Origin of the sequence: Streptomyces sp. NPDC004732 (assembly GCF_040609235.1) — a bacterium.
Classification (GTDB): domain Bacteria; phylum Actinomycetota; class Actinomycetes; order Streptomycetales; family Streptomycetaceae; genus Streptomyces.
Genome location: NZ_JBEXJR010000005.1, coordinates 327,909 through 354,656 on the forward strand (window position 1 = coordinate 327,909; position 26,748 = coordinate 354,656).

18 protein-coding genes are annotated in these 26,748 nt (G+C 71.5%); 10 read left to right on the top strand and 8 right to left on the bottom strand.

What is annotated here, in order from left to right:
• Nucleotides 1-64: 64 nt before the first annotated feature.
• Both glgP and ABZV77_RS16980 read left to right on the top strand, forming a co-directional pair.
• Nucleotides 65-2,695 (top strand): alpha-glucan family phosphorylase, encoded by a 2,631-nt coding sequence (glgP, locus tag ABZV77_RS16975; RefSeq protein ID WP_356256754.1) that lies wholly within the window; start codon nucleotides 65-67, stop codon nucleotides 2,693-2,695.
• Nucleotides 2,696-2,728: 33 nt separating this feature from the next.
• Nucleotides 2,729-3,283: a hypothetical protein gene (locus ABZV77_RS16980; RefSeq protein ID WP_356256757.1), complete on the top strand. Its 555-nt coding sequence runs from the start codon at nucleotides 2,729-2,731 to the stop codon at nucleotides 3,281-3,283.
• Nucleotides 3,284-3,376: 93 nt separating this feature from the next.
• Here the strand turns inward: ABZV77_RS16980 and ABZV77_RS16985 are convergent, their stop codons facing one another.
• The 5 genes from ABZV77_RS16985 to ABZV77_RS17005 form a co-directional block, all read right to left on the bottom strand.
• Nucleotides 3,377-4,996 carry a M4 family metallopeptidase gene (locus ABZV77_RS16985; protein WP_356256760.1) on the bottom strand — a complete coding sequence of 540 codons (1,620 nt, stop codon included), beginning with the start codon at nucleotides 4,994-4,996 and terminating at the stop codon, nucleotides 3,377-3,379.
• 318 nt (nucleotides 4,997-5,314) lie between these two features.
• Nucleotides 5,315-7,387: a M4 family metallopeptidase gene (locus ABZV77_RS16990; RefSeq protein WP_356256763.1), complete on the bottom strand. Its 2,073-nt coding sequence runs from the start codon at nucleotides 7,385-7,387 to the stop codon at nucleotides 5,315-5,317.
• A 489-nt stretch (nucleotides 7,388-7,876) separates the two neighbouring features.
• Entirely contained in the window at nucleotides 7,877-8,749 is an 873-nt protein-coding gene (locus ABZV77_RS16995) for a hypothetical protein (RefSeq protein ID WP_356256766.1), read from the bottom strand.
• A gap of 4 nt (nucleotides 8,750-8,753) precedes the next feature.
• Nucleotides 8,754-10,646 carry an ABC transporter ATP-binding protein gene (locus ABZV77_RS17000; protein WP_356256768.1) on the bottom strand — a complete coding sequence of 631 codons (1,893 nt, stop codon included), beginning with the start codon at nucleotides 10,644-10,646 and terminating at the stop codon, nucleotides 8,754-8,756.
• Nucleotides 10,643-12,532 (bottom strand): ABC transporter ATP-binding protein, encoded by a 1,890-nt coding sequence (locus ABZV77_RS17005; RefSeq protein ID WP_356256771.1) that lies wholly within the window; start codon nucleotides 12,530-12,532, stop codon nucleotides 10,643-10,645. The genes ABZV77_RS17000 and ABZV77_RS17005 overlap by 4 nt, the downstream gene beginning before the upstream one ends.
• Nucleotides 12,533-12,810: 278 nt before the next feature.
• Here ABZV77_RS17005 and ABZV77_RS17010 point away from each other — a divergent pair, with 278 nt between their 5' ends.
• From ABZV77_RS17010 to ABZV77_RS17030, 5 genes are all read left to right on the top strand, one after another.
• Complete coding sequence (locus ABZV77_RS17010) at nucleotides 12,811-14,382, top strand: glycosyltransferase family 39 protein (protein WP_356256773.1); 1,572 nt, start codon at nucleotides 12,811-12,813, stop codon at nucleotides 14,380-14,382.
• A gap of 82 nt (nucleotides 14,383-14,464) precedes the next feature.
• Nucleotides 14,465-15,367 carry an ABC transporter ATP-binding protein gene (locus ABZV77_RS17015; protein ID WP_356256776.1) on the top strand — a complete coding sequence of 301 codons (903 nt, stop codon included), beginning with the start codon at nucleotides 14,465-14,467 and terminating at the stop codon, nucleotides 15,365-15,367.
• Nucleotides 15,364-16,134: an ABC transporter permease gene (locus ABZV77_RS17020; RefSeq protein ID WP_356256779.1), complete on the top strand. Its 771-nt coding sequence runs from the start codon at nucleotides 15,364-15,366 to the stop codon at nucleotides 16,132-16,134. Before ABZV77_RS17015 ends, ABZV77_RS17020 begins: the two co-directional genes overlap by 4 nt.
• A gap of 68 nt (nucleotides 16,135-16,202) precedes the next feature.
• Nucleotides 16,203-17,420, top strand: coding sequence for a sensor histidine kinase (locus ABZV77_RS17025; protein ID WP_356257627.1), 1,218 nt, complete (start codon nucleotides 16,203-16,205; stop codon nucleotides 17,418-17,420).
• Entirely contained in the window at nucleotides 17,410-18,042 is a 633-nt protein-coding gene (locus ABZV77_RS17030; RefSeq protein WP_356256782.1) for a response regulator transcription factor, read from the top strand. The genes ABZV77_RS17025 and ABZV77_RS17030 overlap by 11 nt, the downstream gene beginning before the upstream one ends.
• Nucleotides 18,043-18,061: 19 nt before the next feature.
• Here the strand turns inward: ABZV77_RS17030 and ABZV77_RS17035 are convergent, their stop codons facing one another.
• The 3 genes from ABZV77_RS17035 to glgX all read right to left on the bottom strand — a co-directional run bounded on the left by ABZV77_RS17035 (nucleotide 18,062) and on the right by glgX (nucleotide 22,898).
• The gene (locus ABZV77_RS17035; protein ID WP_356256785.1) at nucleotides 18,062-19,453 is read right to left on the bottom strand and encodes a carbohydrate-binding protein; all 1,392 of its coding nucleotides are present in this window, start codon (nucleotides 19,451-19,453) and stop codon (nucleotides 18,062-18,064) included.
• A gap of 106 nt (nucleotides 19,454-19,559) precedes the next feature.
• Nucleotides 19,560-20,513: a LysR family transcriptional regulator gene (locus tag ABZV77_RS17040; RefSeq protein ID WP_356256788.1), complete on the bottom strand. Its 954-nt coding sequence runs from the start codon at nucleotides 20,511-20,513 to the stop codon at nucleotides 19,560-19,562.
• An 87-nt stretch (nucleotides 20,514-20,600) separates the two neighbouring features.
• On the bottom strand, nucleotides 20,601-22,898 hold the full coding sequence (glgX, locus tag ABZV77_RS17045; protein WP_356256791.1) for a glycogen debranching protein GlgX: 2,298 nt from the start codon (nucleotides 22,896-22,898) through the stop codon (nucleotides 20,601-20,603).
• A 154-nt stretch (nucleotides 22,899-23,052) separates the two neighbouring features.
• Between glgX and ABZV77_RS17050 the strand changes: the two genes are divergently transcribed.
• The 3 genes from ABZV77_RS17050 (at nucleotide 23,053) to ABZV77_RS17060 (ending at nucleotide 26,585) form a co-directional block, all read left to right on the top strand.
• Nucleotides 23,053-24,264, top strand: coding sequence for an Ig-like domain-containing protein (locus ABZV77_RS17050; RefSeq protein WP_356256794.1), 1,212 nt, complete (start codon nucleotides 23,053-23,055; stop codon nucleotides 24,262-24,264).
• A gap of 223 nt (nucleotides 24,265-24,487) precedes the next feature.
• On the top strand, nucleotides 24,488-25,729 hold the full coding sequence (locus tag ABZV77_RS17055; RefSeq protein ID WP_356256797.1) for an Ig-like domain-containing protein: 1,242 nt from the start codon (nucleotides 24,488-24,490) through the stop codon (nucleotides 25,727-25,729).
• 88 nt (nucleotides 25,730-25,817) lie between these two features.
• Nucleotides 25,818-26,585, top strand: coding sequence for an enoyl-CoA hydratase-related protein (locus tag ABZV77_RS17060; protein WP_356256800.1), 768 nt, complete (start codon nucleotides 25,818-25,820; stop codon nucleotides 26,583-26,585).
• The last annotated feature ends 163 nt before the right edge of the window (nucleotides 26,586-26,748 follow it).

Genomic DNA, 26,748 nt, shown 5'->3' on the forward strand with positions numbered 1-26,748 from the left:
GGTCACCGCTACCGTCGACGCGTAGGTCGATTCGTAACGTATTCCCCGTAGAGGTGGAGTCGCTGTGAAGGCCATCCGTCGATTCACCGTACGTCCCGTCCTGCCCGAACCCCTCGGCCGGCTCTCCGAGTTGGCCCGCAATCTGCGCTGGTCCTGGCATCCGCGCACCCGTGACCTGTTCGAGTCCGTCGACCCACGGCTCTGGGAGGCGTCGGGGCGCGACCCCGTGCGGCTCCTCGGCGAGGTGCCGCCCGCCCGGCTCGACGAGCTCGCGGGCGACGCCGACTTCCTGCAGCGGCTCGGCGCGGCCGCCGACGACCTGCGCGACTACGTCGAGGGGGAGCGCTGGTACCAGGAGCAATCCCGCGGCGACGGCCACCTGCCGGGCTCCGTCGCCTACTTCTCGCCCGAGTTCGGCATCACGGCCGCCCTGCCGCAGTACTCCGGCGGCCTCGGCATCCTCGCCGGGGACCATCTGAAGGCCGCGAGCGACCTCGGCGTCCCGCTCATCGGCGTCGGACTGCTCTACCGGCACGGCTACTTCCGCCAGTCGCTCTCCCACGACGCCTGGCAGCAGGAGCACTACCCGGTCCTCGACCCCAACGAGCTGCCACTCGCGCTGCTGCGCGAGGCCGACGGTGCCCCCGCCATCGTGGCGCTCGCGCTGCCCGGCGGGCGGTGGCTGCGCGCCCACGTCTGGCAGGCGCAGGTCGGCCGCGTCCCGCTGCTGCTGCTCGACTCCGACGTCGAGGAGAACGACCCGGGCGAGCGCGACGTCACCGACCGGCTCTACGGCGGCGGCAGCGAGCACCGGCTGCTCCAGGAGATGCTGCTCGGCATCGGCGGCGTGCGCGCCGTCCGGGCGTACTGCCGACTGACCGGCCACCCCGAACCCGAGGTCTTCCACACGAACGAGGGCCACGCGGGGTTCCTCGGCCTGGAACGCATCCACGAACTCGCCCACCAGGGCGTCGACTTCGATGCCGCGCTCGAAGCCGTGCGCGCCGGGACCGTCTTCACCACCCACACGCCCGTGCCCGCGGGCATCGACCGCTTCGACCGCGAGCTGGTCGCCCACCACTTCGGCCCCGGCGCCGAACTGCCCCGCATCGACGTGGGGGACGTCCTGCGGCTCGGCATGGAGACGTATCCGGGAGGCGAGCCCAACCTCTTCAACATGGCGGTGATGGGCTTACGGCTCGGCAGCCGCGCCAACGGCGTCAGCACCCTGCACGGCACGGTGAGCCGTGAGATGTTCGCGGGCCTGTGGCCGGGCTTCGACGCCCAGGAGGTCCCGATCGCCTCCGTCACCAACGGCGTGCACGCCCCGACCTGGGTGGCCCCCGAGGTCTTCCGGCTCGGCGCCCGGCAGATCGGCGAGCGGCGCACCGAGGACGCGCTCTCCGTCGGCGGCTCCGACCGGTGGGACGCGGTGGCCGACATCCAGGACGCCGACATCTGGGAGCTCCGCCGCACCCTGCGCGAGCAGCTGGTCCACGAGGTCAGGCGGCGCCTGCACGACTCGTGGCGCCAGCGCGGCGCCGCGACGGCGGAGCTGGGCTGGATCGACGGCGTGTTCGACCCGGACGTCCTCACCATCGGCTTCGCCCGCCGCGTCCCCTCGTACAAACGCCTCACGCTGATGCTGCGCGACCGCGACCGGCTGATGGAGCTGCTTCGCCACCCCGAGCGGCCCGTGCAGATCGTCGTCGCGGGCAAGGCGCACCCGGCGGACGACGGCGGCAAGCGGCTCATCCAGGAGCTGGTCAGGTTCACCGACGACCCGCGGGTGCGCAGGCACATCGTGTTCCTGCCGGACTACGGCATGGCGATGGCGCAGAAGCTCTACCCCGGCTGCGACGTGTGGCTGAACAATCCGCTCAGGCCCCTGGAGGCGTGCGGGACCTCCGGGATGAAGGCGGCTCTGAACGGCTGCCTCAACCTTTCGGTCCTCGACGGCTGGTGGGACGAATGGTTCGAGCCGGACTTCGGCTGGGCCATCCCCACGGCGGACGGCTCCGCCACCGACGACGACCGCCGCGACGACCTGGAGGCCGCCGCCCTCTACGACCTCCTGGAGCGCCGCATCGCACCCCGCTTCTACGAACAGGGGCCCGGCGGCCTGCCCGACCGCTGGATCGAGATGGTCCGCAGGACCCTGACCCGGCTCGGCCCGAAGGTCCTCGCGGGCCGCATGGTGCGCGAGTACGTCGAGCAGCTGTACGCGCCCGCCGCGCGGGCCCACCGCACCCTGGACCTCACGGCCGCCGCCGAGCTCGCCTCCTGGAAGGCCAGGGTCCGGGCGGCCTGGCCGCGGGTCGCCGTCGACCACGTCGAGGCATCGGCGAGCGGCACCACCGCCGAACTGGGCGCCACGCTCTCCCTGCGGGTGCGGGTGCACCTCGGCGAGCTGACCCCGGACGACGTGGAAGTGCAGGCCGTCGCGGGCCGCGTCGACCCGGAGGACCATCTCACCGACCCCTCTCCGATGCCGCTGAAGCCGGTCAGCGGGCCCGACGGGGAGGGGCGGCGGGTGTACGAGGGACCGCTCGCGCTGGACCGTACGGGACCGTTCGGCTACACGGTCCGGATTCTTCCGGCGCACCGCCTGCTGGGCGGCCGGGCCGCGGAGCTGGGGCTCGTGGCGGTTCCTTCCGAGGCGACGGGGGAGGAGGCAGGGGTTCTGATGCGGTGAGGCACGCGCACCCTGTTGCGGCAGGATGATGCGATGACCTTGCGTTCCGATGTGGCCGGGTTGCTTGCGGAGGCAGGCATCGTCGACGTGGACATGGACGATGCCATGGCGGACGATCACGTCCGATTGGCCGCGTACCTCCGTGTCGTCTCGGTGACCGCTGCTTCGCCGAGCCGCGACCGGGACCGCGCCCTCGTGGCCACGATCCTGCGCGACCCCGACGAGAGCGCGGCCAAGACGGCGGTGGTCGCCCTCGTGGACGAGATCGCGATGGGGGCGACCGGACCTGCCGAGTTCCGGCAGTGGTCGGCCGGAGTGCTGCCGGAGACCGGGCGGCTCACGGTGGAGTCCTTCCGCGAGTTCATCCGCCGCCGCGTCCACGACTGGCTGTTGTACCTGTCCGTCGAGGACGGTCATGTGCCGGAACCGGCCGAGTTGGCGGCGGTCACGGACTGGATGCAGCGCCATCTCGCCGAACGGTCGCAGTCGCCGGAGGTGCTCGCCGTGGTCGCCGGGGCGGCCCGGACCAGGAAGACGCGGAACATCGCGGCGAACCGGGCCGGAAGCCGCAGGCCGAGAACGCAATGAGGCGGCACCCGGAGGGAGGAAGGTGCCTCCGGGTGCCGCCCATTGGGGTGGAGCGGGTGCAACCAGGCAGTCAAAGCTGCTGGTTGCGGGGTGTTACTTGACCGCGACGCCGGTCCAGGCCGCGCCCACGGCCTTGGCCTCGGCCGAGTCCGCGCCGTAGAGGTCCGTCGCAGCCTTCAGGGTGCCCTCACGGGCCGCCTTGTAGTCCGTGGTCGTCGTGAAGTACGACGTCAGGGCCTTGAACCAGATCTTCTCGGCCTTGTCACGGCCGATGCCCTCGACCTTGGAGCCGTCGGCGGTCGGCGAGTCGTACTTGACGCCGTTGATCTCCTTCGCGCCGCTGCCCTCGGACAGCAGGTAGAAGAAGTGGTTGGCGATGCCCGAGGAGTAGTGGACGTCGACGTTGCCCGCGTCGGCGCTCCAGTTGTCCAGGGACTGGCCGTCCTTGGAGGGCTTGTCCATGTAGCGCAGCGGCGAGCCGTCGCCGTTGATGTCGATCTCTTCGCCGATGAGGTAGTCGCCGATGTCCTCGGGGCTCTTGGCGTTGAACTCGACGGAGGAGCCGAAGATGTCGGAGGTGGCCTCGTTCAGGCCGCCGGACTCACCGCTGTACTCCATGTTGCCGGTGGCCGAGGTGACGCCGTGCGACATCTCGTGGGCCGCGACGTCGATCGAGGTGAGGGGCTTCTTGTTGCCCTCGCCGTCGCCGTACGTCATGCAGAAGCAGCTGTCGTCCCAGAAGGCGTTGACGTACGAGTCGCCGTAGTGGACGCGCGAGGTCGCGCCCTTGCCGTCGCCCTTGATGCCCTCACGGCCGTGGACGTTCTTGTAGTAGTCCCAGGTGACCTGGGCGCCGTAGGCGGCGTCGACACCGGCGGTCTGGGCGTCGTCCGGCTTGCCGTTGCCCCACGTGTCGTCGTCGTCCGTGAAGATCTTGCCTTCGCCCTCGCCGTTCTCCAGGTTGAACGTGGAGTGGCCGCCGCGCGAGTCGTCGGTCAGGTCGAAGCCGTTGGAGCCCTTCTTCGAGCCGATCTCGACCTTGCCGCTGTACTGGCTGTTGCCGGTGGCGTTCTCGATCTCCTGCTTCTCGAAGAGCTTCTTGCCGGTGGCGGCGTCCGTGACGACGCGCAGGCGGCTCGGCGTGCCGTCCTTCTGCATGCCGGTCACGACGGTCTCGAACGCGAGGACGGGCTTGCCCTCGGCGGCCCAGATCACCTTGCGCGGCGACTGCGCGTCGGCCTTGGTGGTCTTGGCCTTCGCGGCGGTCGACTCGGCGGACTTGACGACCGAGGACTTGCCGAGCTTCGCGTCGGTGGAGGCGACCTTCACCGTGGCCTTGGTGGCCTTCGTGACGCTCTTCACCTTGCCGCTCTTGGCGGTGTGCACGACGAGGTCGCCGCCGAGGACGGGCAGGCCCTCGTAGGTGCGCTCGTAGCGGGTGTGGGTGGTGCCGTTGGCGTCCTTGACGACGTCGCGGACGACCAGCTTCTCCTTGGCGCCCAGGCCGATCTTCCCGGCGGTGGCGGCCTTGTCCGCGTTGGCGTCCTGGAGGAGCCCGGCGCGAGCCGTCGACGAGAGGGCGACCGGCGCGCCGGAGGGCCCGGCGGGCTGGGCGGAGGCGCCGGTGGTCAGGCCGGCGGCCAGCAGCGCTCCGGCGGCAACCGCGGTGGAGATCGCCAGCATCGAACGCTTACGGGATATGTGGGGGGTCACGCAGGCTCCTTCTGTGGGGGGCCCGGGCGGCGTGGGTGACTGCCCGGGCATGAAAGATGCGGTGCGGGTGTGACTCGTGTGTGGTGCGAGGGAAGAGTGTCATTCGAGCCAGGTACATGTCATCACTTGATCGCATGTTGGCCGGAAATCGTTCGTTGAGCGAGGGTCGAAGTACGCAATGCGAACAGATCGTGAATTCGTACGGGTATGAACAAGCGCGCCGCCCCGGGGAGTTGATCCACCCGGGGCGGCGCCGTCTGTCACCGCCCTCAGCCGTGAGGGCGGTCCGTGCTCGGTGTCCGAAAGGGACGTGCGGGTTTACGGGAAGGTGACCTTCCAGCTGTTGATGTAACCCGTGTCCTGCCTGGCCACGTCCTGAACGCGCAGCTTCCAGGTGCCGTTGGCCACCTCGGACGAGGCGTTGACCGTGTAGGTCTCCTTGACGTTGTCCGCCGAGTCGGAGGACGAGGCCGCCTTCAGCGGGTAGACCGACCCGTCGGGGGCGAGCAGGTCGACCTTCAGGTCACCGCGCCAGGTGTGCACGATGTCCACGCCGACCTTCAGCGCGCTCGGCGCGTTTCCGGTGCGTCCGGTGACGTTGACCGACGAGGTCACCGCGGCCCCCGCGTCCGGAATGTTCACGTCCGTGGTGTTCTCGAAGGACGTGCCGGGGGGCTCCTCGCCGCCGGGGCGGCTGCCGACGTTCACGGCCGCCCAGGCGTGGGCGACGGCCTTGTACTCGTTGCTCGTGGTGCCGTACAGCTCACCGGCCGCCGCGAGCGTCCCGGTGCGGGCCGCCGCGTAGTTGGTGGTCGTGGTGAACTTCGTGGTGAGCGCCTTGAACCAGATCAGCGAGGCCTTGTCCCGGCCGATGCCGGTCACGGGCAGCCCGTCGGAGGTCGGCGAGTCGTACTGGACGCCGTTGATCTCCTTCTTGCCGCTGCCCTCGCTCAGCAGGTAGTAGAAGTGGTTGGCGACACCCGACGAGTAGTGCACGTCGATGTTGCCGATGCCCGAGTACCAGGAGTCCTTGGACCCGCCGTCCTTGGAGGGCTTGTCCATGTAGCGCAGCGGGGTGCCGTCGCCGTTGATGTCGATCTTCTCGCCGACGAGGTAGTCGCCCTTGTCCTGCGCGTTGTTGGCGTTGAACTCCACGGCCGCCGCGAAGATGTCGGAGGTGGCCTCGTTCAGGCCGCCGGACTCGCCGCTGTACGTCATGTTGCCGGTCGCCGCCGTCACGCCGTGCGTCATCTCGTGGGCCGCCACGTCGATGGACGTCAGCGGCGCGGCGTTGCCCGAGCCGTCGCCGTACGTCATGCAGAAGCAGGAGTCCTGCCAGAAGGCGTTGACGTAGTTGTTGCCGTAGTGGACCCGCGAGTACGCGCCGACACCGTCGCCGCGGATGCCGCTGCGGCCGTGCACGTTCTTGTAGTAGTCCCAGGTGAGCTGCGCGCCGTAGGCGGCGTCCGCGCCCGCGGTCTCCACGTTGGAGGCCTGCCCGTTGCCCCAGACGTCGTCGGGACCGGAGAAGAGCGTGCCGGTGCCCGATGAGCCGTGGTTCAGGTTGTACGTCTTGTGGTTGCCGCGGCCCGAGTCGGTCAGGTTGTACGTGGAGCCCGACTGGACGGAGCCGACCGTCACCTGGCCGCTGTACTGCGTGTTGCCCGTGCCGTTCTCGACGCCCTGCCACTGGAAGAGCTTCTTGCCGGTGGCCGCGTCCGTGATGACGTGCAGCTCGTTCGGGGTGCCGTCGTGCTGCAGCCCGCCGACCACGGTCTCGTACGCGAGGGTCGGCTTGCCCTTGGCCAGCCACACGACCTTGCGCGGCGCCCGGTCCGCGTCGGTCTTCTTCGAACCCTCGGCCTTCGCCGCGCCGAGCGCCTGCTTCTCGGCGGCCGACGCCTTGATGTCCGCGCTCGTGTCGACGCCCTTGAGCTGCGCCTTGGCGGCCTTGGTGACGCTCTCGGTCTTCCCGGACTTCGCGGTGTCGATGACCAGGTCGCCGCCGAGGACGGGCAGGCCGTCGTAGGTGCGCTCGTAGCGGGTGTGGACCGTGCCGTCACGGTCCTTCGTGACGTCGCGGACGACCAGCTTCTCCTTGGCGCCCAGGCCCAGGTCGTCGGCGGTGTCCGCCTTGGTGGCGTTGGCGTCGCGGATGAGCTCCGCGCGCTGGGCGGGGGAGAGCTTGGCGGCCAGTGCGCCGGGGTCGACCTTGCCGAGCTTCTGGGCCGCCGCGGGGCTCGCCTTGACGGCCGGGTCATCGGCCGAGGCGGGGCCTGCCTGAACGGCGACCGCCAGGAGGGCGGCGACGGCGGAGAGGGCCCCGGCGGCGGTCGCACGAGTGCGGACCGAACGAGTGCGGGGGGTGTGTCTGTGGGAGGTGTTTCTCAACACGGACTCCTTCTGCGCGGCCGCGGGGGTGCGCGGCCAGAGCTACCGGGCGGCTGGATCGCCGTCCGGGCAGAGCAAGGCGGAACGCAGAACTGGGCGGTGCACAACGGGTATTGCGTGAAGAGAAACCGTCGCCTTGTTGAAAGCCGTGCGGCGGTCGAGGGGAAGAGTGGCACCGGAGAGCACCTGTTGTCAGGTGCGCATCAGTAGTTGGCCGGATTCAGTCCGTTGGCCGGTGGCGCGCGTTCGGTATCCGGAGTCGCGGCGGGGGGCCTGGGGTGGCGTGCCCGAGGGCCGTGCGGGGCCTGGACGTGTGTGGGTCACGCTCTCACACGGGCGTCTTGCGGAGTCCTGTTCGAAAGTGGTGCGCGACGCCGTGATCGGTGATGTGTGGCCGTATTTCGCCGGTGGCTCAGTTCTGTGGCGGATGGGAGGAATAGTGGCGATTGATGCCCATGGGGGCCGAAGTAGGAGGTGTTCGCGCCGAGTTCACCCGCGGCGCCCGCGCTCCTCCCGCGGCTCGATCCACAACGCCTCACCCAGGGCGCACAATTGCCCTCCCGCGGTCGACACCGCCACGCCCATCGTGTGTTTGCGGCCCGCCGTGGAGATCGGCCAGGCGTGCGTGATGTGCTCCTCGCCCGCGGCCACGGGGCGCAGCAGCGTCGCCGTGAGCGAGGCCGTGACCGCGCCCGGCCGAAGGCTCCCCGCGTGCACGCCCGCCCAGGCCGTCGGGCAGTCGAGGACGGCCCAGAGCAGCTCTTCCCGCAGCAGCCCGCGCGCGTCGGCGAACGCGGGATGCGCGGTCCACGCCGTCGCCACCACGTCGCGGCCGGGCACCGGCATGCAGTGCTGGCGCAGGCCCCGGCCCGGTGGACGCGGCCCGCAGCCGAAGCAGTCGACCACGGTCCCGTCCTCGGCGAGCCCCGTGAGACCGGTGGTGCGGAACGCCTCGGTGGCCGCCGCTGCCTGCTCCCAGGACGGCGCGTCCGGCGCGCCGGACAGGGGCAGGTCGGGCGCGGGCGTCGCCGTCGCGAGCACGGCGCCCTTCTCGTCGGTCAGCCTGGCCCCGCCGCCCGCGAGGCCCCCGAGCAGGAGGGGAGCGTCCACCGGGGTCGCGGCCCGGAAGTCCACCCGGACCGTGCGGGCCGCCGCGCGCCCTGCGAGCACCCCGGCGACGTACCCGCCGAAGGCGACGCCCGGGTATCCCTGATGGCTCGTGGGCACGGTGAGCACGTCGAGCACTCCTTCCGGGGCCGCCCGTACGCCCGCCTGCGCCTCCGCCTGTCCGCCCGCCTGCCCCTCCGCCTGTCCGCCCGCTTGTCCGTCCGGCTTCACGTCCGTGCTCGCGTCGTCGCTCATGCCGTCAGCTCACCACACTGTCCCGCCAGGCCCGGTGGAGGTCGGCGAACGCCCCCGTGCCCGCGATGAGTTCGTCGGGGCTGCCGTCCTCCACGATCCGGCCGTGCTCCATGACCAGGACCCGGTCGGCGATCTCCACGGTGGAGAGGCGGTGGGCGATCACCACGGCCGTGCGGCCGCGCAGCACCGTGTGCATCGCGCGCTGCACCGCCCGCTCGCCCGGGATGTCCAGCGAGCTGGTCGCCTCGTCGAGTATCAGCACCGCGGGGTCGGCGAGCAGCGCCCGCGCGAAGGCCACCAACTGGCGCTGGCCCGCGGAGATCCGGCCGCCCCGCTTGCGTACGTCCGTGTCGTACCCGTCCGGGAGCTGCATGATGAAGTCGTGGGCGCCGATGGCCTCGGCGGCGCGCTCGATCTCCTCGCGGGTGGCGTCCGGGCGGCCGATCGCGATGTTCTCCGCGACGGTGCCGGAGAACAGGAACGCCTCCTGCGTCACCATGACGACCCCGCGCCGCAGTTCGGCATGGGCGAGGTCCCGCAGATCGACGCCGTCCAGGAGCACACCGCCCTCCGACGGGTCGTAGAAGCGGGCGAGCAGCTTCGCCAGCGTCGACTTGCCCGCCCCCGTGGAGCCGACCACGGCGACGGTCTGCCCGGCGGGCAGCGTCAGGTCGAAGCGGGGCAGGATCTCGCCGCCCGTGCGGTAGGCGAACCGCACCCCTTCGAAGCGCACCTCGCGGCCCGGGTGGTCGGTCTCCAGGGCGGGCAGCGGGCGCGCGACGGAGGCGTCGGGCTCGGGCACGGTCGGGGTCTGGGCGAGCAGCCCCGCGACCTTCTCCAGGGACGCGGCCGCCGACTGGTAGGAGTTGAGGAACATGCCGAGCCGGTCGATCGGGTCGTACAGGCGCCGCAGGTACAGCACGGCGGCGGCCAGCACGCCGAGCGCGAGCCCGCCGTCCGCGACCCGCTGGGCGCCCCACAGCACGATGGCGGCCACCGCGGTGTTGGCGACCAGCCGCGAGCCGACGACATAGCGGGCCATCTCCAGCATCGCGTCGCCATTGGTCCGCTCGTGCCGGTGGTTGAGCACACCGAAGTCCGCGTCGTTGGCCCGCTCCCTGCGGAAGGCCCGCACCGGCCGGATGCCGTTCATGGTCTCCGCGAACTTCACGATGACGGCGGCGATGGCGGTCGACCGGTTGCGGAACATCACTCCCGCGCGCCGCTGGTAGAGGCGGATGAGGAGGTACAGCGGGACGAAGGAGGCGACCGCCACCGCGCCGAGCCCCAGGTCGAGCCAGAGCAGCATCGCCGAGATGTAGACGAAGGACAGGATGACCGTGAGGAGTTCCTGCAGTCCTTCGCTGAGCAGCTCGCGCAGCGACTCGACGTCGGTGGTGGAGCGGGAGATGAGCCGCCCCGAGGTGTACCGCTCGTGGAAGTCGACGCTGAGCGCCTGCGCGTGCCGGAAGATGCGGCCGCGCAGATCGAGCAGCACGTCCTGGTTGACGCGCGCGGAGGCGATGATGAACGCGTACTGGAGCGCGCCGGACGCGGCCGCGCAGCACAGGAAGCCGACGCCGATGGCTGTCAGCGGGCCGTAGTCGTCGGCGCGCACGGCGGGCACGCCGCGGTCGATGGCGTACGCGACGAGCAGCGGCCCCGCCTGCACGACGGCCTGCTGCAGGAGCAGCAGCACGGCGGCGAGCGCGACGCGGCGGCGCAGCGGCGAGAGCAGCGAGAACAGCAGGGCGCGGGTGGCGCCCACGGGTGCGGGCAGCTCGTCCTTGTCGAAGGGGTCGTCCGCCCCGGCGGATGGGTCGGGGAGGTCGGGTTCGTCGTCTCCCTCTGGGCCGAGGGGCTTCTCCTGGACGGATCCGGACGCGGACATGGTCATCGGGTGGCCTCCTCGGTGGGACGGCCGGTGGGGTGGCCGGTGGTGGGGGCGGACGGGGCCCCGGGTTCGGTCTCGGTATCTGCCCGTCCCTCTGCCTCTGCTCCTGTCTCTGCTCCTGCCTCGGCTCCTGACATCAGCCAGGCGTACTCCGCGTTCTCCCGCAGCAGTTCCTGGTGGGTGCCGACGGCGACGACGCGGCCGCCCGACAGCAGGGCGACGCGGTCGGCGAGCAGCACCGTGGAGGGGCGGTGGGCGACGATCAGTGCGGTCGTCTCCACGAGGACCCGCCGCAGCGCCGCCTCCACCAGCGCCTCCGTGTGGACGTCGAGCGCGGACAACGGGTCGTCGAGGACCAGGAAGCGGGGGCGCCCCACGACCGCGCGGGCCAGGGCGAGACGCTGGCGCTGGCCACCGGAGAGGCTCAGGCCCTGCTCGCCGACCTGGGTGCCGGTGCCCTGCGGCAGGGCGTGCGCGAACCCGGCCTGCGCCACGTCCAGGGCGCGGTCCAACTCGACGTCGCCCGCGCTCTCCTCGGCACCCATCAGCACGTTCTCGCCGACCGTCGCGGAGAACAGGGTGGGTTCCTCGAAGGCGACGGCCACGAGGGTGCGCAGGTGCGCGCGGTCCATCGCGGTGATGTCCTCGCCGTCCAGCGTGATGCGGCCTCCGGTCACCTCGTGCAGCCGGGGCACCAGCGCGGTGAGCGTCGTCTTGCCGCTGCCGGTCGCGCCGACGAGCGCCATGGTCTCGCCGCGGCGCACGTGCAGATCGATGCGGGAGAGGACGGCAGGGGCGTCCGCTGCCGCGTCGGGGTACCGGAACTCCACGCCGTCGAACCGCAGCCCGCCGCCATCCCCCGCATCCCCCTCCCGCGACTCGGCCACCGCGTCGCTCTCCGGCTTCGCGTCCATCACCTCGAAGTACCGTTCCGTGGCCGTCGCCGACTCCTGGCTCATCGCGAGCAGGAAGCCGATCGACTCCACCGGCCAGCGCAGCGCGAGCGCCGTCGACAAGAAGGCGACCAACGTGCCCGCCGAGAGCCCGTCGTCCGCGACCCGCACCGTGCCGAGCACCAGCGCCGCCCCGATGGCGATCTCGGGCAGCGTCACGATCACGCCCCAGATCGCGGCGAGCAGCCGCGCCTTGACCATCTCGGTGCCGCGCAGCGTGCGCGACAGCTCGCGGAACGCCCGCGCCTGCGTGCGGTGGCGGCCGAAGCCCTTGATGATGCGGATGCCGAGCACGCTCTCCTCGACGACCGTCGTCAGATCGCCGACCTGGTCCTGCGCCCGCCGCGCCACGGCGGCGTACCGCCCCTCGAAGTACGCCGTCGCGATGACCATCGGCACCACAGGAGCGAGCAGCACCAGGCCGAGCGTGAAGTCCTGCGCGAGCAGGATGATCACGCCGACCGCGATCGTCGCGCCGTTGACCAGCAGGAACATCATCGGGAAGGCGAGGAACAGGCGGATCAGCATCAGGTCAGTCGTGCCGCGTGAGAGCAGCTGACCGGACGCCCACCGGTCGTGGAAGGCCATCGGGAGCCGCTGCAGATGGCGGAAGAGGTCCGCCCGCATCGACGCCTCCACGCTCGCGAGCGGCCGGGCGACCAGCCACCGCCGCAGCCCGAACAGCAGCGCCTCCGTGACGCCGAGCAGGAGCAGCAGCAGGGCTCCCAGCCACACCCCCGTCGGATCCCGGTCGGCCACCGGGCCGTCCACCATCCACTTCAGCACGAGGGGGAAGACGAGCCCCGTGCAGGAGGCGACGATCGCGACAAGTGCCGCGATGATCAAGCGAGTTCGCACCGGCCGCACATACGGCCAGAGCCGCAGCAGCGTCCGTACGGTGGACCGATCCTTGGCAGGGGCATCTGATTTCGACATCAGGAGCGAGCCTACGGATCGCCACTGACAGAGCCCACCGAGTTTCGGACCGTACGGGGTACTGCGCTGGCCCTAGGTCCCCCCCCAGGTACTGAAGTGCTACGCCCTGAGGCCGATGCCCGCCCGCGGTCACTCCCACGACGGACCTGACACATCGTCACCGCTGGTGACGCCCTTGATCCGGCCGCTGCCTAGCGTGTGAGACGTGATCGCGACCGTCCGGCGGCAGCCCGGTGTCCCGGTCGCCCGCACCCCTCCACGCCGCCCGGAGCTCCGCCATGCCCGCACCCAGAACCCTGCTCAGGTCCGCACCCGCCCCCATGGCCCGGCCTGCGCCTGCGCCTGCGCCTGTGCCCGCGCCCGTGCCGACGCCCGCGGTCAGCACAGCGCTCGGCACGATCGGCCCGGCCGTCCTCGCCCTCCTCCTCGGCCTCTGGGGCATCACCCGCGAGAACAGCATGTGGCGCGACGAGGCCGCGACGTGGGAGGCCGCCCACAGGTCGCTGCCCGACCTCGCGCACATGCTGGACCGGATCGATGTCGTCCACGGCGTCTACTACCTGTTCATGCACGGCGTCTTCACCGTCTTCGGGGACAGCCTCGTCGCCCTGCGGCTGCCCTCCGTCCTCGCCATGGCCGGTGCCGCCGCCGCGGTCGCCGAGATCGGCCGCAGGCTGGCCGGGCCCCGTGCGGGTGTCGCGGCCGGTATCGCCTTCGCCCTCGTGCCGAGCACCCAGCACTATGCGCAGGACGGACGTTCGTACGCCCTGGTGGTGGCCGCGGTGGCGGTGGCCACGCTGCTCCTCGTGACCCTGGTGAACGACCGCGGGGAACCGGGCACGGCCGCCCGCCGCTGGGTCGGGTACGCGGCGGCCATGCTCGTCGCCGCGCTGCTCAACTGGTTCTCGCTGCTGGCCCTTCCGGCGCACGCGGCGACCGTCCTCATGGCGCACCGGCGCGGCACGGCCCCGCTCCTGACCCGCTGGCTGACGGCGGCCGCGGCGGTCGTCACCGGGGCGCTGCCGATCGTCCTGATCAGCCGCTCCCAGTCCGAACAGATCGCCTGGATACGCCCGCTCACCTGGTCGACCGCACTGGCGCCGCTGCTCGTGCTTGCCCTGGGGCTGCTGTGCGCGCACCTGTCGCGACGGTGTGCGGGGGCCGCGGCGACGCCCCGTACCGCGTCGGCCGTCCCCGCGGTCTCCGTCGCCTCCGTCGGCCTGCCCCTCCTCGCGTTCCCCGTCCTCGCCCTGCTGCTCGTCTCACTGGCCAAGCCGCTCTACCTCGACCGGTACGTCCTCTTCGCCAACCTCGGGCTCGGCCTGCTCGTCGGCGCCGCGACCGGCGCGCTCGTACGCTCCTGGCGCCCCCTCACCGCACTCGTCCTCGCCGTCTTCGCCGCGCTGCTGCCGCTCCAGCTCGACCTGCGCTCCCCGCAGAGCCGCGTCGACGACGTCCTGGCGCCCGCCGAGACGGTGGCCGGCACGACCCGGCCCGGCGACGGCGTGCTCTTCATCCCCTCCCTGCGCCGCGACACCGCCGTGGTGTCGCCCGGCTCCTTCATCGGCCTCGACGACTTGGCGCTCGCCCAGAGCCCCACCGCCTCCGGCACGCTCCAGGGCAGGGAGACCGCGCCCGCGCACATCCGCAGGGCGATGCTCGGCAAGCACCGCATCCTGGTCGTCACGGACACCGAGGGACACGGCGACTCCGGCGGCGCGCGGGACACCGTGAAGCGCAGGGTCCTCGTCGACCACTTCACCCGCTGTGCCGACACGGAGGTGCGCGGCCGCCGCGTCCAGGCCTACGAGCGCGGCCGCGGCTGCTCCGCGGGACCCACGGGGTCGTAGCCCCCCATCAACCGATCGGTTGATGCCTCTTCGAGCGCGATGGGCGATGCCCGCACCCCCGCCCACCGGCGATTCTCGACGCATGCCCCTCATCGAAGTGCACGGACTCAAGAAGGCCTACGGCGGCCGCACCGTCGTCGACGGTGTCTCCTTCGCCGTCGAGGAGGGCGAGATCTTCGGGATACTCGGCCCGAACGGCGCGGGCAAGACCACCACCGTCGAGTGCGTCGAGGGCCTGCGCGCCCCCGACTCCGGGGTCGTCCGCGTCGCGGGGCTCGACCCCGTCGCCGACCACGAGCGCCTCACCCGCATCCTCGGCGCGCAGCTCCAGCAGAGCGAACTCCAGCCGAAGATCACCGTCCGCGAGGCCCTTGAGCTGTACGCCGCGTTCTATCCCAACCCCGCCGACTGGCGGCCGCTCGCCGAACGCCTGCGCCTGACCGACAAGCTCGACAGCCGCTTCGGCAAGCTCTCGGGCGGCCAGAAGCAGCGCCTGTTCATCGCACTCGCCCTCATCGGCAACCCGAAGGTCGTCGTCCTGGACGAGCTGACCACCGGCCTCGACCCGCGCGCCCGCCGCGACACCTGGGAGCTCATCGAGGACGTGCGCGACAGGGGAGTCACGGTCCTGCTCGTCACCCACTTCATGGAGGAGGCGCAGCGCCTCTGCGACCGCATCGCGGTCATCGACAAGGGCCGGGTCGCCGCCCTCGACTCCCCGGCCGGGCTGATCAGCCGGTCCGCGAGCTCCACCGTCATGTCGTTCACGCCGTCCGCGCCGCTCGACGAGCGCGCCCTCGCGGCGCTGCCCGCCGTCACCTCGGTCGAGCAGCACGACGGCCGCTACACCCTGAACGGCACCGACGAGACCGTCGACGCCGCCATCACCCTGCTCGCCCGGCACCACATCACCGCGCACCAGCTCCGGGTCGCCGACGCCACGCTGGACGACGCGTTCCTCGATCTGACGGGAGTACCGGCATGACCGCCGCCGCACCGCACACCACCGGCAGCAGCGGTGGATCCGCCGTCCTCAAGGCGGAGTTCCGGCTCTTCCGACGCGAACCCGGCGCCGTGTTCTGGATCATGGTGTTCCCCACGATCCTCCTCGTGATCCTCGGCTCCATCCCCTCCTTCCGCGAACCCACCGACTCGCTCGGCGGCAACCGGATGGTCGACGCGTACGTACCCGTCACGGTGCTGCTCGGCCTGATCATGGCGGGGCTGCAGGCGATGCCGCCGCTCATCACCGGCTACCGCGAGCGCGGCATCCTGCGCCGGATGTCCGCGACCCCGGTGCGGCCCTCCGCCGTCCTCGGTGCGCAGATGAGCATCTACGGCACGTCCGCCCTCGTCTCCGCGCTGCTCTCCCTGACCGTCGGCCGTCTCGTCTTCGACGTGACACTGCCGAGCCAGATCTTTGGTTACGTCCTCGCGCTGGTCCTCGCCATCCTGTGCGGGCTCGCCCTGGGCGCCCTGATCTCCGCGCTCGCCCGCACCACGAAGGCCGCGTCCGCGATCGGCTCCGCCGTCTTCTTCCCGATGATGTTCAGCGCGGGCGTGTGGCTGCCGGTCCAGGCGATGCCCGACACGCTCGCCCACATCGTGGAGATCGCCCCGCTCGGCGCCGCCGCCCAGGCCCTCGGCGAGGCCGCGGCGGGCGACTGGCCCGGCTGGACCCACCTGGGCGTCCTCGCCCTGTGGGCCGTGCTCCTTTCGGCGGGGGCCGCGCGTTGGTTCCGGTGGGAGTGACCGACCACACTTGGCCCGTGAGCACGAGCACGGCAGACGCCACGGAACTGATCGAGCAGCGCTGGGGGATGTTCCACCGCTGGGGGCCGTACGCCCTCCTGGGCTTCGGCCTCCTGATGTCGATCGCCACGAGCGGTGTCGTCGGCATGGACCGGCGCGACTGGTACGTGGCCGGGTCCCTGGTCGCCGCGGGCGCCGCACTGCAGCTGTGGCGCGGCACGAAGGTCCACTCCGAGCGGGGCCCGACGCCCGCATCCACCGTCTACTACGTGCTGCGCTGGGCGATCGCCTTCGTCCTCACCTGGCTCAACCCGTTCTTCGCGTTCTACGCCGTGGTCGGCTACTTCGGCACCGAGCGGATGCTGCCCCCGCGCCTGGTCAAGCTCGGCCGGTTCGCCACCGCCGTCATCATGGCGGGCTCCCAGTCCGGCGGGCTGCCGCCGGACGACGAGCTCGGCTGGGTCGTCTTCGGCGGCCTGCTCGCGGTGAACATCGCCCTGCTCGTCGTCTTCGGCCACCTCGCGGACCAGGAGGACCGGCGCGCCCTCGACGCGGCCGCCACCATCGCCGAGCTGGAACGCACCAACACCGCGCTGCAGCAGGCGATGGACGAGAACGCCGCGCTTCACTCCCAACTCCTCGTCCAGGCGCGGGAGGCGGGCGTCGCCGACGAGCGGCGCAGGCTCGCCGCCGAGATCCACGACACCATCGCGCAGGGCCTCACCGGCATCATCGCCCAGCTCCAGGTCGTCTCGGGTGCCCAGGACGAGAAGCTGGCCCGCGAGCACCTGGACCGCGCCGCCGACCTGGCCCGGCACAGCCTCGGCGAGGCCCGCCGCTCCGTCCACAACCTGTCACCCGCGCCCCTGGAGCACGACAGGCTCCCCGAGGCGCTGGAGAAGACCGTCGCCCAGTGGGCGGAACGCACCGGGGTGCGCGCCGACTTCACGGTCACCGGCACCGCCGAACACCTCCACGACGAGATCGAGGCCACCCTCCTGCGCATCGTCCAGGAGGCCCTCTCCAACACCGCACGGCACGCGGGCGCGGCCCGCCTCGGCGTGACCCTGTCCTTCATGGGCGACGAGGTCACCCTGGACGTGCGCGACGACGGCCGCGGCTTCGACCCCCTCGCCACCGTGGAGCGCACCGGCACCGGCGGCTTCGGCCTCGACGGCATGCGGGCCCGCGCCGAACGCATCGCGGGATCGCTCACCGTGGAGTCCGAGGCGGGCGGCGGCACCGCGGTGTCCGCTCGCGTACCGTTGGTGCGCCATGAGCACTGAAGTGATCACTCTCATCGTCGTCGACGACCACCCCGTCGTCCGCGACGGCCTGCGCGGCATGTTCCAGTCGGCCCCCGGTTTCCAGGTCCTCGGCGAGGCGTCGAACGGCGTGGAGGCGGTGGCCCTGGCCGCCGAACTCGACCCCGACGTCGTCCTGATGGACCTGCGCATGCCGGGCGGCAGCGGCGTCGACGCGATCACCGAGCTCACCCGCCGCGGCGCCCGCGCCCGCGTCCTGGTCCTCACCACGTACGACACCGACTCCGACACGCTCCCCGCGATCGAGGCGGGCGCGACCGGCTATCTGCTCAAGGACGCCCCGCGCGACGAGCTGTTCACCGCGGTCCGTGCGGCGGCCGAAGGACGCACCGTCCTCTCGCCCGCCGTCGCGTCCCGCCTCGTCTCACGCGTGCGTGCCCCCGGCAACGAGCCGCTGAGCACCCGTGAGAGGGAGGTGCTCGCGCTCGTCGCCAAGGGCACGTCGAACCGTGAGATCGCCGTCGAACTCTTCATCAGTGAGGCCACGGTCAAGACGCACCTCACCCACATCTACGGCAAGCTGGGCGTCAAGGACCGTGCCGCGGCCGTGGCGACGGCGTACGGCCGCGGCATCCTCGGCTGACCCTGCGGGCCCAGGCCCGCTACGCCTGCTGCCAGAGCGCCGGAGTGCTCGGCGGCTCCCAGCCGGGCTGCGCCTGGTGACCCTGGAGGCAGCGGTACGTGGAGCCGCCGTAGGTGACCGTGTCGCCCGCGGCGTACACCTTGCCCGCCGCCCAGGTGCCGCCCGGCTCCGGGTCACCAGGGCCCGGGTCGCCGCCACCGCCCGTGGTCTTCAGGGTCAGACCGTACTGCTGCAGCAGCGGGTTGATCGGCTGGTAGTAGGTCGTGCCGCCGCTGGAGCAGTTGCCCGAACCGCCCGAGGTGACGCCCTGTGCCTGGCTGCCCGAGATGAAGGAGCCGCCCGAGTCGCCGGGCTCCGCGCAGACCGTCGTCCTGGTCACCCCGCTGATGGTGCCCTCGGGATAGGTGACGCTGGTGTTGTGCTGCGAGATCGTGCCGCAGTGCCACCCCGTAGTGGAGCCCGACCTGCAGATCGACGCACCCACCGGGGACTGGGTCGAGCCCCCGACGCCGACCCGCTGGCCGCCCTGGCCCTTCACGTACGGGGTGGCGGTCCACTGCGTGTTCGTGGCGACCCAGGCCATGTCGTTGCCGGGGAAGATGGAGGCCTGGAACGTGCCCTGGGCCACCTGGTTGTACCCACTGGTCGCCGTGCCCGCGCGCCCGCAGTGCCCCGCCGTGGCGAAGCCCTGCTGAGTGCCCTTGGTGATCGGGAAGCCGATGGAACAGCGGCCGCCGCCCATGTAGTACGCCTCGCCGCCCACGAGGTCGTACAGCGGACGCGGCCGCTCCGCGCTCCTTTCCACGCGTATGAGAGAGGCGTCCACACCCGACGCCGAGACGAGTGACTTCGCTGCGCTGTTCTTCAGGGCCCGCACCACGACCGCGTTGGAACGCACGTCGACGTACCAGACGGGCGCCTCACGCGGCGCCGCCTTGCGTGCCGCACGGTCCAGGCGGGCCTTGGCCGCGTCCAGTTGAGCGACCGAGTGATCGACGACCGCGGCCCGCGCGCCCCGCGCCTCGATCGCGGGCACGTCGCCGGAGTCGGTGGTCGCCACGGTGAGCCCCGCGGAGGTGGCACCGTGCACCCAGGCGCCCGCGAAGTCACGGCCGAGCGCGTTCCGCAGGGCTCCCGCGACGGCGCCGGCCTCGGCCTCGTTGACCAGACGGGCCTCGGCCTGCGCCGACGTGAGGCCGAGGTCGCGCTGCATGGCCTTCAAGACTCCGGGAGAGGTCTTGTCGACGGCGGCGCTCTCGGCGGGGGAGAGCCGTGGGGAGGAGGGAGGGGAGGAGGGGGAAGATGAGGGAGAAGCGGACGCGGCGCCGGGCAGCCCGGCGAAGACCAGCGCACCTGCCGCGGCGACCGCGGCACACGCGGCGGCGACACGTCTGTGATGGGTGGGGAGCATACGAGGTCTCCTCGATCTGCCAAGGACGAGCGGGGATCGCCCACACGGTAGAACCCTCAACAGCCCCCACCCAGCTGTCATTCGACCCCGGGTGGCGACGTTATGGTCACGGGGCCGGCGGCGACGGGGCCGACAGCCAGGCCGTGTAGCTGTCGCTGCGGGCCGCCGCCTCCGTGTGGGCCGCACGGGCCTGGGCGAGGACCGCCGCCGCCGTGTCGTGGGCCGGTGCCGCCGGGTGCCAGCCGAGCAGATGCCGCCAGTACAGCGGCGCCCCCACGAGCGGCCTTGTCACCAGGCCCGGCGTCGGCGGGAACGTCGCCCGGCACAGCCCCACCGCCCGCCCCACCTGCACCAGATGCACGCACGACGCGACATCCGTCTCGTACACGCGCGTCGGCGTGAACCCCGCCCGCGCGCACGCCGCGGAGAAGCAGTCCGCGAAGCAGCCGTCGCCCGGCACGTCCGTCCACGCCTCCTCCGCGAGCTGCCCCAGGTCGATCTCCTGAAGACCGGCCAGCGGATGGTCGGTCGGCAGCATGACGAAGACGGGGTCGCGGGCCACCTCGCGCCACACGAGGAGCTCGTTCTCCGGCGGCGCGCTCGGCCCGCACGTGCCGACGAGCGCGAAGTCGAGGCTGCCCGCCGCGGTACGGGACGCGATGTCCCGCTCCGACCAGGAGGTGTGGGTCGTCACCGGCACCCCGGGGTAGGCCGCGGCGAGCCGGTCCACCAGCGCGCCGAGCAGCGGCCCGTGGATGCCGCCGAGCCGGAACCCCGCCCCGCCCTCCCACGCCCGCACGAACTGCTGGGCCTCCTCCCGCAGCCCGCTCACCGCGGGCAGGACCACCCGGGCCCGCGCGAGCACGAACTCGCCGAGCGCGGTGGCCCGCACACCGTGCCGCCCGCGCTCGAAGAGTGCACCTCCCAGGGCACGCTCGATCCTCTTCAACTGCGCGCTCAGGGCGGGCTGGGCCAGCCCGAGCGCGGTGGCGGCCTTGGTCAGGCTGCCCGCGTCGGCGATCGCCCGGATCGTCTTGAGGTGCCGCAACTCCAGGTCCATAAGGTGAGCTTGGGGTCACCCAAGGGCCGGGGCAAGACTCAGGTCCGGACCAAGACGGCGCATTCGGGGACCGCCACGGCGCCGCCGTCAGTTACCGGTCACCCTCAGCAGCACCACCGACCGCCCCGCCACCGTCACCGCCTCACCCGCCCCGTGCACCGTGCCGGGCGCGGCGCTCTGGTCCTCCAGGGCCGTGTCCACCACGACCTCGTACGCCTCGGCCCACGGCGGACCCGGCAGCACGAACGTCACCGGCTCCCCGTCCGCGTGCAGCACCGCGAGGAAACTCTCGTCGACGATCGGCATGCCCAGCGCGTCACGGCCGGGTATGTCGCGCCCCGACAGATACATGCCGAGCGTCGCCGCGGGCGCGTACCAGTCCGCCTCCGTCATCTCCCTGCCGTCCGCCGTGAACCACGCCAGGTCCCGCAGCCCGTCCGCGGAGTGCGCACGCCCGGAGAAGAACGCCCGCCTGCGCAGGACCGGATGACGCAGCCGCAGCCCGATCAGGCGGGACGTCAGCGCGAACAGCTCCCGCCAGCCGGGCTCCTCCCGCAGCCCCCAGTCGACCCAGCTGATCTCGTTGTCCTGGCAGTACGCGTTGTTCGAGCCGCGCTGCGTACGGCCCATCTCGTCGCCCGCGACCAGCATCGGCACACCGGTGGAGAGCAGCAGCGTCGTCATCAGGTTGCGCAACTGGCGCCGCCGCAGCGCCGTGACGTCCGCGTCGTCCGTCTCGCCCTCGGCGCCGCAGTTCCAGGACCGGTTGTCGTCGGAGCCGTCCCGGTTGCCCTCCCCGTTGGCCTCGTTGTGCTTGCGCTCGAAGCTCACGAGGTCCCGCAGCGTGAAACCGTCGTGCGCCGTCACGAAGTTCACCGACGCGTACGGCCTGCGCCCGCCCCACGCATACAGATCGCTCGACCCCGAGAGCCGGTACCCCAGATCGCGTACGTCCGGCAGCGCGCCCCGCCAGAAGTCCCGCACCGCGCCCCGGTAGCGGTCGTTCCACTCCGTCCACAGCGGCGGGAACGCCCCCACCTGATAGCCCCCGGACCCCACGTCCCACGGCTCGGCGATCAGCTTCACGCGCCGCAGGACCGGATCCTGCGCGATCACCGCGAGGAACGGCGAGAGCATGTCGACGTCGTGGAAGGAGCGGGCGAGCGCCGCCGCCAGATCGAAACGGAACCCGTCCACCCCCATCTCCGACACCCAGTACCGCAGCGAGTCGGTGATCAGGCGCAGCACGTGCGGCTGGACGACCTGCAGTGTGTTCCCGCAGCCCGTGTAGTCCGCGTACCGCCGTGCGTCGTTCTGCTGCAGCCGGTAGTAGCCGCGGTTGTCGATGCCCTTCAGGGACAGCATCGGGCCGAGCTCCCCGGCCTCCGCCGTGTGGTTGTAGACCACGTCGAGGATCACCTCGATCCCGGCCTCGTGCAGCGCCCGCACCATCCGCTTGAACTCGCCGACCTGCTCGCCCCGCGTCCCGGACGCCGCATAGGCCGCGTGCGGGGCGAAGTAGCCGATCGAGTTGTAGCCCCAGTAGTTGCGCAGGTCCCGCCGCAACAGATGGTCCTCGTGCGCGAACTGGTGCACCGGCAACAGCTCGACCGCCGTCACCCCGAGACGTACGAGATGGTCGAGCGCGGCCGGGTGCGCCAACCCCGCGTACGTGCCGCGCAGTTCCTCCGGGATCCCCGGATGCCGCTTCGTGAAGCCGCGCACGTGCAGTTCGTAGATGACCGAGTCCGCCCACGGCGTCTTCGGCCTGCGGTCGTCGGTCCACTCGTCGTCCGGCGCGTCGTCGTGCACCACCACGCCCTTGGGGACGAACGGCGCCGAGTCCCGGTCGTCGCGGACCGTGTCCGCCACGTGCTGCTGGGGCCAGTCGCGCACGTGTCCGTACACCTCGGCGGGCAGCCGTCCGTAGTCGTTTCCCGGGCCGCCGTCCACTGCGCGCGCATATGGATCGAGGAGCAGCTTCGCCGGATTCCAGCGGGCCCCCGTCCACGGGTCCCAGCGGCCGTGCACGCGGTATCCGTACCGCTGCCCCGGCCGCACGCCCGGCACGAAGCCGTGCCAGATCTCGTGCGTCAGCTCGGTCAGCGGACAGCGCGTCTCCACCTGCCCGGCGTCGAACAGACAGAGCTCCACCGCCTCCGCCCCGCCCGCCCACAGCGCGAAGTTGGTGCCCGCCACCCCGTCGGGCCCCACCCGGAAGCGGGCCCCCAGCGGTGTCGGCGCCCCCGGCCACACGGGCCGGGGCGGTGCCGCACGGGGCGCCGCTCTTCCGTTCCCGTGCACCGTCGGGGCGGGCCGCTCCGTCGTGCCGCTCCCCATCGCCCGCGCCTGCTGCACTGCCCCTTGCTCGGGTGCGCTCGACACCTGTCGGCCTCCTGCGGCTCCGTCGGTCGACGCGCGAAGAAGGGCGTGCGGCGTCCCGGCCGCGGCTCCCCATACGTCGTCCTCCCCATGGTTCTGCCCACCGTGCGCGTCGCACTCACGTTTCCCCGGCAGGGGGAGTGTCGTTGGGACCCACGTGAGACAGGATGCGAGGCGCGCACGGCGCGCAGGGGCGGCGCTGGCCGCGGTACTGACATGGGCAGGGCTGCTGGCCGGGGCGGCGGGCTGCTCCTCCGGCGGGGTCGACGGGTTGATGGGGAAGCCGCGTTCCCCGGCGGACGCGATCCGGGTGACGCCCGACGACGACAGCAAGGGGATCAGGGCGGACGAACGCATCGAGGTCGAGGTCCCCGACGGCCGCCTGGAGTCGGTGAAGGTCGTCCGGACGCAGGACGCGCAGGAGTTCGACGTGCCGGGCCGCATCGACGAGGACGGCATGACCTGGCGGCCGGTCGACGAGGGCCCGCTGGCGCTCGCCGCCACGTACAAGGTCGACGCCGTCGCCATGGACGGCCACGGCCGCCGCTCGGCCCGGCACACCACCTTCCGTACCTACGTCCCCGACGAGCGCTTCATCGGATACGTGACACCGGAGAACCGCGCCACCGTCGGCACCGGCATGATCGTCTCCCTGGAGTTCAACCGGGAGATCGAGAACCGCGCGGCCGTGCAGCGCGCCATCCACGTCACCGCGCAGCCGGACGTCGAGGTCCGCCCGCACTGGTTCGGCAAGAGCCGTGTGGACTTCCGCCCCGAGAAGTACTGGAAGCCCGGCACCAAGGTCACCGTCGGCCTGCGCCTGCGTGACGTCCAGGCCGACCGCGGCGTCTACGGCCTCCAGGACAAGAGCTTCACGTTCACGGTCGGCCGCCACCAGGAGTCCCTGGTCGACGCCGCCGAGCACACCATGGAGGTGCGCAGGGACGGCGAGCTGCTCTCCACCGTGCCGATCACCGCGGGCGCCCCCAAGACCACCACGTACAACGGGAAGATGGTGGTGTCGGAGATGCTGGAGGTGACCCGCATGAACAGCCGCACCGTCGGCTTCGGCGGGGAGTACGACATCCCGGACGTGCCGCACGCGATGCGCCTGACGACCTCCGGCACGTTCCTGCACGGCAACTACTGGTCCCCGGACGCGCCCGGCAACACGAATGTCAGCCATGGCTGTGTGGGCCTGCGCGATGTGAAGGGCGGCAGCTCACAGACGCCCGCGGGCTGGTTCTTCGACCGGAGCCTCATCGGGGACGTCGTCGAGGTCATCAACAGCAATGACAAAAAAGTCGCTCCTGACAACGGCCTCAGCGGTTGGAACATGGAGTGGAAGGACTGGGTGAAGTCCAGCTGATCCCCCAGGTGATCGCCAGGTGGTCACCGGGTGACCGGCGGTGGACCACCAGGTGATCATGGTCTGCCCGCGCCCCTGGGCAGTTGGAACTGAACAGTGACATTGGCGGGGACTGTTCGCCGGGAACGGTGTGGTTATCTATCGCTGGCGCGTGTCCGAAACGCGCAGGTGCACTGGGGTGCGGGCCCGGACCAGTCCGGGCTCGGCGAGGGGAGACGACATCTTGAACGGGCGACCGATATCGGGGACGTCGGTTGGCGCGCGGCTGCGCGCGCGACGGCGGGGCGCCAGAACGGCAACGGCGGTGGTGTCGGGGGCGACGCTGCTGTTCGTCGCGGCATGCGGAGGCGGCTCGGACTCGGGCGGCGACGGTGACGGCAAGGGCGGGGCGGACAAGAACGCCCCCTCGGCGGCCGTCGTCTCGATAGCCCCCAAGGACGGCGCGGACGCGGTGGCCACCAGCGGCGCACTGAAGATAGGCGCCGACAAGGGCAAGCTTTCCGAGGTCAAGGTCGAGGACAGCAAGGGCAACCCGGTCCCCGGCAAGATCACTTCGGGTGGGGCCAGCTGGACGCCCGCCCACCACCTCGCGGCGGCCACGAAGTACAAGGTCCACGCGGTGGCGAAGGACTCCGACGGCCGTGCCTCCGCCAAGGACTCCGTCTTCACGACGCTGACGCCGAAGAATACCTTCGTCGGCCAGTTCAATCCGGAGGACGGCTCGAAGGTCGGCGTGGGAATGCCGTTCTCGGTCAACTTCACGCGCGGCATCACCGACCCGGAAGCGGTCGAGAAGGCCATCGAGATCAAGACCGAGCCGTCGGTGCCGGTCGAGGGCCACTGGTTCGGCAACGACCGCCTGGACTTCCGCCCGGAGAAGTACTGGAAGGCCGGGACGAAGGTCACCGTCAAGCTCAACCTCGACGGCGTCGAGGGCCGCCCGGGTGTCTACGGCAAGCAGGCCAAGACCCTGAAGTTCACCATCGGCCGCAGCCAGGTCTCCACCGTCGACGTCAAGACGCACCAGATGAAGGTCGTCCGCGACGGCAAGCAGGTCAAGAAGATCCCGATCACGGCGGGCGCCCCGGGCACCACCACGTACAACGGCGAGATGGTCATCAGCGAGAAGCTGCAGGTGACCCGGATGAACGGCGAGACCGTCGGCTTCGGCGGCGAGTACGACATCAAGGACGTCCCGCACGCGATGCGCCTGTCGACCTCCGGCACGTTCATCCACGGCAACTACTGGTCGGGCGGCGCCTTCGGCAACACCAACGCCAGCCACGGCTGCATAGGCCTGAGCGACGTGCGCGGCGGCTACAGCAAGAAGACGCCCGCGGGCTGGTTCTTCAGCAACTCGATGATCGGCGACCTCGTCGTCGTGAAGAACTCCGCGGACAAGAAGATCCAGCCCGAGAACGGCTACAACGGCTGGAACATGTCGTGGGAGAAGTGGAAGGCGTAAGCCCCACCCGCACTTCCCGTACGGGGCCCGGCGCACTGTGACCAAGTGCACCGGGCCCCGGTGCGTTAGTCCCCGTTAACCTGCTGCCATGACTGCAACCCTCGAAGTCGCCGAAGGCGTCGGCACGATCCGTCTCGACCGTCCCCCGATGAACGCCCTGGACATCGCCACCCAGGACCGCCTCAAGGAGCTCGCCGAGGAGGCGGCCCGGCGCGACGACGTGCGCGCCGTGGTGATCTACGGCGGGGAGAAGGTGTTCGCGGCGGGCGCGGACATCAAGGAGATGCAGGACATGGACCACGCGGCCATGATCGTGCGCTCCGGGGCCCTCCAGGAGTCCTTCACCGCCGTGGCGCGCATCCCCAAGCCCGTCGTCGCCGCCGTCACCGGCTATGCGCTGGGCGGCGGTTGCGAGCTGGCGCTCTGTGCCGACTTCCGCATCGCCGCGGACAACGCCAAGCTCGGCCAGCCGGAGATCCTGCTCGGCGTCATCCCCGGCGCGGGCGGCACCCAGCGCCTGGCCCGCCTCGTCGGCCCGTCCAAGGCCAAGGACCTCATCTTCACCGGCCGTCATGTGAAGGCCGATGAGGCGCTCACCATCGGCCTGGTGGACCGCGTCGTGCCCGCCGCCGAGGTGTACGAGCAGGCGCACGCGTGGGCCGCGCGGCTTGCCCGGGGCCCGGCCATCGCGCTGCGCGCCGCCAAGGAGTCCATCGACGCGGGCCTGGAGACGGACCTCGACACCGGCCTCGCCATCGAACGGACCTGGTTCGCGGGGCTGTTCGCCACCGAGGACCGCGAGCGGGGCATGCGGAGCTTCGTCGAGGAGGGTCCCGGCAAGGCCAAGTTCGTCTGAACTGGGCTCCGTGGGCGCCCTTTTGAATGTACGTCAGCATCGGCGTCCCCCGAAGGGGCGGATTATGGCCGACTTAACGGAGGCTTAAGCGCGACGGTTCCGGAGCTGTAAGTGATCATGTATGAGCGGGAAGTCATCGCAGGTCACAGCAGCTCCAGCGGCC